The 5,868-nt window shown below is 71.8% G+C and carries 7 protein-coding genes; all 7 read right to left on the reverse strand.

What is annotated here, in order from left to right:
- Nucleotides 1-377, reverse strand: a 377-nt coding sequence (locus tag HW577_RS19200; RefSeq protein WP_474100250.1) for a F0F1 ATP synthase subunit B family protein, incomplete at its 3' end; no start/stop codon positions are given.
- Between the two features lie 92 nt (nt 378-469).
- Complete coding sequence (locus tag HW577_RS19205; protein ID WP_198372814.1) at nt 470-694, reverse strand: ATP synthase subunit C family protein; 225 nt, start codon at nt 692-694, stop codon at nt 470-472.
- 71 nt (nt 695-765) lie between these two features.
- Nucleotides 766-1,521: a F0F1 ATP synthase subunit A gene (locus tag HW577_RS19210; RefSeq protein WP_198377742.1), complete on the reverse strand. Its 756-nt coding sequence runs from the start codon at nt 1,519-1,521 to the stop codon at nt 766-768.
- Nucleotides 1,522-1,566: 45 nt separating this feature from the next.
- The gene (locus HW577_RS19215) at nt 1,567-1,863 is read right to left on the reverse strand and encodes an AtpZ/AtpI family protein (RefSeq protein WP_198377743.1); all 297 of its coding nucleotides are present in this window, start codon (nt 1,861-1,863) and stop codon (nt 1,567-1,569) included.
- Between the two features lie 101 nt (nt 1,864-1,964).
- The gene (locus HW577_RS19220) at nt 1,965-4,352 is read right to left on the reverse strand and encodes a putative bifunctional diguanylate cyclase/phosphodiesterase (RefSeq protein WP_198377744.1); all 2,388 of its coding nucleotides are present in this window, start codon (nt 4,350-4,352) and stop codon (nt 1,965-1,967) included.
- The gene (locus tag HW577_RS19225) at nt 4,349-4,825 is read right to left on the reverse strand and encodes a putative pterin-binding protein (RefSeq protein WP_198377745.1); all 477 of its coding nucleotides are present in this window, start codon (nt 4,823-4,825) and stop codon (nt 4,349-4,351) included. The genes HW577_RS19220 and HW577_RS19225 overlap by 4 nt, the downstream gene beginning before the upstream one ends.
- 187 nt (nt 4,826-5,012) lie before the next feature.
- Nucleotides 5,013-5,868, reverse strand: an 856-nt coding sequence (locus HW577_RS19230) for an AAA family ATPase (protein WP_198377746.1), incomplete at its 5' end; no start/stop codon positions are given.

Genomic DNA, 5,868 nt, shown 5'->3' on the forward strand with positions numbered 1-5,868 from the left:
TGGGCCTGCTGCAACGCGGCGGCGACCGCGGCGCGGGCCTCGGCGCGGGCCTGGTCGCTGGCGGCGCGATGCGCGGCCATGGCGGCGTCCGCTTCCAGCTTCGCGGCCTGCGCGGCCTCGAGGTCGGCGGTGATGCGGCGGTGGCGCTCCTCGATCACGGCGCCGACGCGCGGCAGCGCGATCGTCGCCATCAGGTACACCAGCGCCGCGAAGATGATGAGCTGCCAGACCATCTGGCCGACCAGCAGGCGGCCCTGGGTCGGATGGCCGAAGGCAAGCTGCGGCATGCCGTCGACCGGCACGGCGGAGCTGCTCGCCGCGAAGGCCATGGCAGGCAGGGTGGCGGCCAGGGCCGCCAGAACGAACACTCGGCGCATCGCCGCTCTCTCCTCAGCCCGGATGCCCGGGCGGGGTGCCCGGGCAGGCCCACGCGCCCCGCCGCGCCCGGATGGGCGGGCGGGGCGGCGGATCAGGCGAACAGGATGAGGAAGGCGATGAGCAGCGCGAAGAGCGCGACCGCTTCCGTGAGCGCGAAGCCCAGGATGCCGATCGGGAACACGACGTCACGGGCCGCCGGGTTGCGCGCCACGCTGTTGATCAGCGAGGAGAAGATGTTGCCGATGCCGAGACCCACGCCAAACAGCGCGATGACGGCGATACCAGCCCCGAGGGCCTTCGCGGCGGCGACTTCCATGATGCTCGTCCTTCTTTACATGGAGGTTCTGAACGTACGCGTGCGCAACCGCACCCCGTTCACATGGCGGGTCAGTGCAGGTGCACCGCGTCGTGCAGGTAGATGCTGGTCAGGATCGCGAAGACGTAGGCCTGCAGGAACGCGACCAGGAATTCGAAGCCGACCAGGGCGACGTTGACCGCGAGCGGCATGGCGGCGACGAAGGGGCCGACCGCGCCGAGGCCGCCGAGCAGCACGACGAAGGTGGCGAACACCTTCAGCATGACGTGGCCGGCGACCATGTTCGCGAAAAGACGGACCGAGAGGCTCACCATGCGGGAGAGGTAGGAGATGACCTCGACCGGGATGATGATCGGCGCCAGCCAGACCGGCGCGCCCTCGGGGAAGAAGTAGGAGAAGAAGTGCATGCCGTGGCGCTGGATCGCGATCACGGTCACCGCCACCCACACCACGACCGCGAGCGTGAGCGTGACGACGATGTGGGAGGTGTACGTGAAGGCGTAGGGCAGCATGCCGAGCAGGTTACCGAACAGCACGAACATGAAGATCGAGAAGACGAAGGGGAAGTACTTCTTCCCCTCGTCGCCCACCTGGTCGCGCACCATGCCGGCGATGAAGCCATAGGCGCTTTCCCCCAGCGCCTGCAGGCGGCCAGGGACGAGCGCGCCGCGGTCGGCCGTCGCCTTCATCAGGTACCAGGTGAGCGCTACGGCGATCACCATGAACAGGTTCGACTGGCTGAAAGACACGGCATCACCGAAGATGCCGAGCACCGGCGACAGCTCGAACTGGCTGAGAGCGTCGATCGTCTTGCCTTCAACGGCCACCGGCTGGTCTCCCGTTCGTCCTGCCGCGCGCCATGCGCGCCATCGTCACTTCACACCCGGGCGCGAACGGGGATTGAACAGGCGATAGACGTTCAGCACCCCGGCCACGCTGCCCAGGACGAAGAACACCAGGAAAAGCCAAGGCCAGGTGCCGAGCCAACGGTCCAGCAGGAAGCCGAGACCGATGCCGACGACCAGGGCCGAGACCACCTCGACCCCCGCCCGCAGGCCGATTCCCCAGGGGCCCTGCGGCAGCTGACCGTGCCCGTCAGGGCGCCGATCCAGGCCCTCACGGGCCCTGGCCTGCCGCAACCGATCCTCGAAACCGTCGCGTTCGTCCACCTTCGCTCCCTGGCGGACCCCGCCGGAAGGCAGGCGGCGCTTTACGGGGGGGGCTTGGTGCTGTCAAGCGGATGCGGCGGCGCAGCATGGCGCCGCGCGGCCTATTCCGCGGCGAAGACGGCGGCGAGCGGCTCGCCCGCCGCGACGCGCGCGGCGGCCAGCCCTTGGGACCGCGCGAGTGCCGACAGCGCCTCGGGCGCCATCGGCCGGCCGAGCAGGTAGCCCTGCCCCTCGTCGCAGCCGATCTCGCGCAGCCGGGCGAGCTGCACCGCGTTCTCCACCCCCTCGGCCACCAGCTTGGCGCCGAGCCCGTGGGCGATGCGCGTGATCGCGTCCACGATCCGTTCCGTCCGCGTGCTGGACCCCAGCCCCGCCACAAAGGACCGGTCGAGTTTGATCACGTCGAAGGGCAGTTGCTGGAGGTAGCCGAGCGAGGCGTAGCCCGTGCCGAAATCATCCAGCGCAAGCCGCACGCCAAGCCCCCGCAGCGCCTCCAGCGTCGTGGCCGCCGCACCCGGGTCGCGGATGAAGACATCCTCGGTCACCTCGATCTCGAGCCGCTCGGGCACGCCGTTCTCGGCCTCGAGCGCGTCGCGCACCAGCTCGACCGCCTGGCCCGAGACGATGTGCCGGGCCGAGAGGTTGACCGCGACCGCGATGTCGATGTCCTGCGCCCGCCAGGCCGCCTGCTGGCGGAGCGCGGCGTGCAGCGTGTGGCGCGCGAGCGGGACGGACAGGCCCGCGCGCTCGGCGGCGGGGATGAAGATGCCGGGCGGCACCGGCCCGCGCAGCCGGTGGTCCCAGCGCAGCAGCGCCTCGCAGCCCGCGAAGCCGAGGTCCGACAGGCGGAACTTCGGCTGGAAGGCGAAGTGGAAGGCGCTTTCCGCCAGCGCCTTCTGCACATCCTGCTCCAGCCGCCGCTGCTCGCCGAGCGCCGCGTCCATCGCCGCGGAGAAGGTCCGCACCTGGCGCCGCCCGGCCGCCTTGGCCGCGTGCAGCGCGATGTCGGCGCGCTGGAGCAGCCGCGGCCCGTCGGCCTCCGCCGTGCCGCCGATGGCGATGCCGACGCTCGCGCCCGCCTTCACCAGCGCGCCCTCGATCGCATAGGGCGCGGACAGCGCCCGGACGATGCGCGCGGCGACGGCCTCCGCCTCCTCCGCGCAGCGGATGGCGGGCTGCACCACTGCGAATTCGTCCCCGCCGAGCCGCGCGAGCACATCCTCGGGCCGCAGGCAGCCGCGCATGCGGCTGGTCGCGGTCAGCAGCAACGCGTCGCCCGCGGCGTGGCCGAGGCTGTCGTTCACGTCCTTGAAGTCGTCGATGTCGATCAGGTGCAGCGCGACCCGCCCGCCGGCGTTCAGCGCATGGTTCAGCCGCTGCGTGAACAGCAGCCGGTTGGCGAGGCCGGTCAGCGAATCATGCTCCGCGATGTAGCGGATCTGCTCCTCGGCGGCCTTCCGCTCGGTGATGTCGAGCGAGATGCGGGCGACCGCGGTCACCGCGCCATCGGCGTCCAGCACCGGGGCCGCGCTGGTCAGCAGCGTGCGCGCGTTGCCGTCGGGGCCTGGCGCCGCGGTCTCGCGGAAGGGCAGCTGGCCGCCGCCGGCCAGCGCGGCGGCGAGGTCGGCCTCATCCTCGGCCGAGCCCGTCGCCTCGGCCACGCTCCGCCCGAGCAGGGCCTGCTCCGTCGTGCGGTGGAATTCGGCGAAGTCGGCATTGGCCATGACGAAGCGACCATCACGGTCATGCGCCGAGACCATCAGCGGCAGCGAATCGACGACGACGCGCAGCAGCCGCTCGGACCGGCCCGCATGCGCGCGGGCCTCCTCGGCCTCGTGCAGCGTCGCCTGGGCACGGCGCCAGAGCCAGAACAGCACGGTGCACAGCAGCGAGGCGCTGACGATCAGCCCGAGCGCGCTCGCCGCGAAGGTCGTCTGCAGGCGCGACAGGCCGAGCGTCGCCGCCTCGGAGGCGATCTGCCGGTCCTGGTGCAGCGCCCGGTTCGCGACGTTGAGCCGGGAGACCAGGTCCGCCAGCACGAGCTCGGCCCGCGCCAGCGCCCCGGTGTCGCGCCCGATGACTCCGGGCAGGTCCGCTTCCAGCGCCGTGAGCTGCCCCAGGATCTCGGGCAGCGTCGCCCGCACCGCGTCGAGCGCCGGGTAGCTGCGCCGTTCGCCATCGCCGCCCTGCAGCGCGAGGATGCGGCTCCAGAGGATCTCGAAGCGCTGGGGAATGCCCGCGGCGGCACCAGGGACGCCGGCCGCGTGGCGGTGGACGTCGGTGCGCAGCCGCGCGGCTTCCAGCAGCGCCTGCCCCGCTTCCCAGAAGCCGATCCGGTGCCCGGTCGCTTCCAGCCGCACATGGTTCGCGAGTTGGCGCCCCGAGACCGCGAGCGAGGCGACGAACACCAGCGCGGCCAGCAGGAAGGCCAGCAGCGGGATGGTCGAGCGCGACCATCCGCCTTTCCCGGCGAGGCCGGGCAACGTCACGCGATTTCGATCCGGCGGATCTGCCAGATGGAGCGTTGGCGCGTCACCGCGTTCTCGAGCTGCGGCCGCGCCGACCAAGGGAACACGATCCAGAGCGGGCCGCGCGTGCGCACCGGCATGGGCGCGCCGCCGATCCGCGTCGCGAGGAAGCCGCCATCGGCCACGACCTCGGCCACCGGCATGCTGACCATGTAGTCGTTGAGGGCCGTCGCGCGCAGCGTTGCGCCGCGCGCGTCGAGCACCGTGAGCAGCCGTTCCACCGTCACCCCGGCGAAATGCTGCGGCCCCGTCGTCCAGGGCGTGTGGGTCACGAGGCCGGTCGCGCCGAAAGCCTCGATCTCGGCCAGGCTGAGGCTGCGCGGCGACGGCGGCGCGATCTGCCCCGCCAGTTCCAGCACCGGCCCGCTCTCCGTCGCCAGGGCCGCGGCAGGCATGGCCGCGACCGCGAGAAGGGCGCGACGGGCAATCGACATAGCGGGACCTCCTCCATCCGGATGGTCCTCGATACTCCCGCGCGGGTAACGGAAGCGTTTATCCGCGGCGCCGGCTACAGCACTCTCCGATCACGCTGACTGAGCGTGATCGGATGTCGTGCCGCAGGATCACTGGGTTCCGGAGCAAGACATCCGATCAGCCGCTCCCGGCGGATCGGATATTGCTCTAGGCGACCGGTCCTTCCGCCATCTGCACCGCCTGGCCGAGATCGACGCTGAGCAGCCGCGACACGCCGCGTTCCTGCATCGTCACGCCGTACAGCCGATGCATCCGCGCCATGGTCAGCGGATGGTGCGTCACGACCAGGAACCGCGTGCCGCTCTCGGCCGCCATCGCATCCAGCAGGTCGCACAGGCGTTCCACATTTGCGTCGTCGAGCGGCGCATCCACCTCGTCCAGCACGCAGACCGGCGCAGGGTGGCAGCGGAACACCGCGAAAATCAGGGAGAGCGCGGTCAGCGCCTGCTCCCCGCCCGACAGCAGGCTCAGCGTCGCGAGCTTCTTGCCCGGCGGCTCGGCATAGATCTCGAGCCCCGCCTCCAGCGGATCGTCCGAGCCGACCAGCGCGAGATGCGCCCGCCCGCCGCCGAACAGGCGGGAGAACAGGCTGCGGAACTCCGCGTCGACGCGGTCGAAGACCTCCCGCAGCCGCTCCCGGCCCTCCCGGTTCAGGTGCCCGATCGACCCGCGCAGCTTGGCGATCGCGGCCTGCACCTCGTCGCGGTCGACGGTGATGGTGCGGATGCGCTCCTCGATCTCGGCGACCTCGATCTCCGCGCGCAGGTTGACCGGGCCCATCTCCTCCCGTTCCCGGGCGAGCCGCTCGACCTTGCGCCGTGCCTTCTCCTCCGCCGCATCGGAGAGTTCCTCCGGCGTCTCGGGCAGTTCCGCATCCTCGCCGAGCCGTTCGGCGATGCGCGCGGCGACGGCTTCCTCCGCCGTGCCGGCGGCCTCGGCGGCGGCCTCGGCGCGCACCTGGCCTTCGCGCGCGCCGGCGAAGGCGGCGTCGGCCGTGCGGCGC

Origin of the sequence: Neoroseomonas rubea (assembly GCF_016106015.1) — a bacterium.
GTDB lineage: Bacteria > Pseudomonadota > Alphaproteobacteria > Acetobacterales > Acetobacteraceae > Neoroseomonas > Neoroseomonas rubea.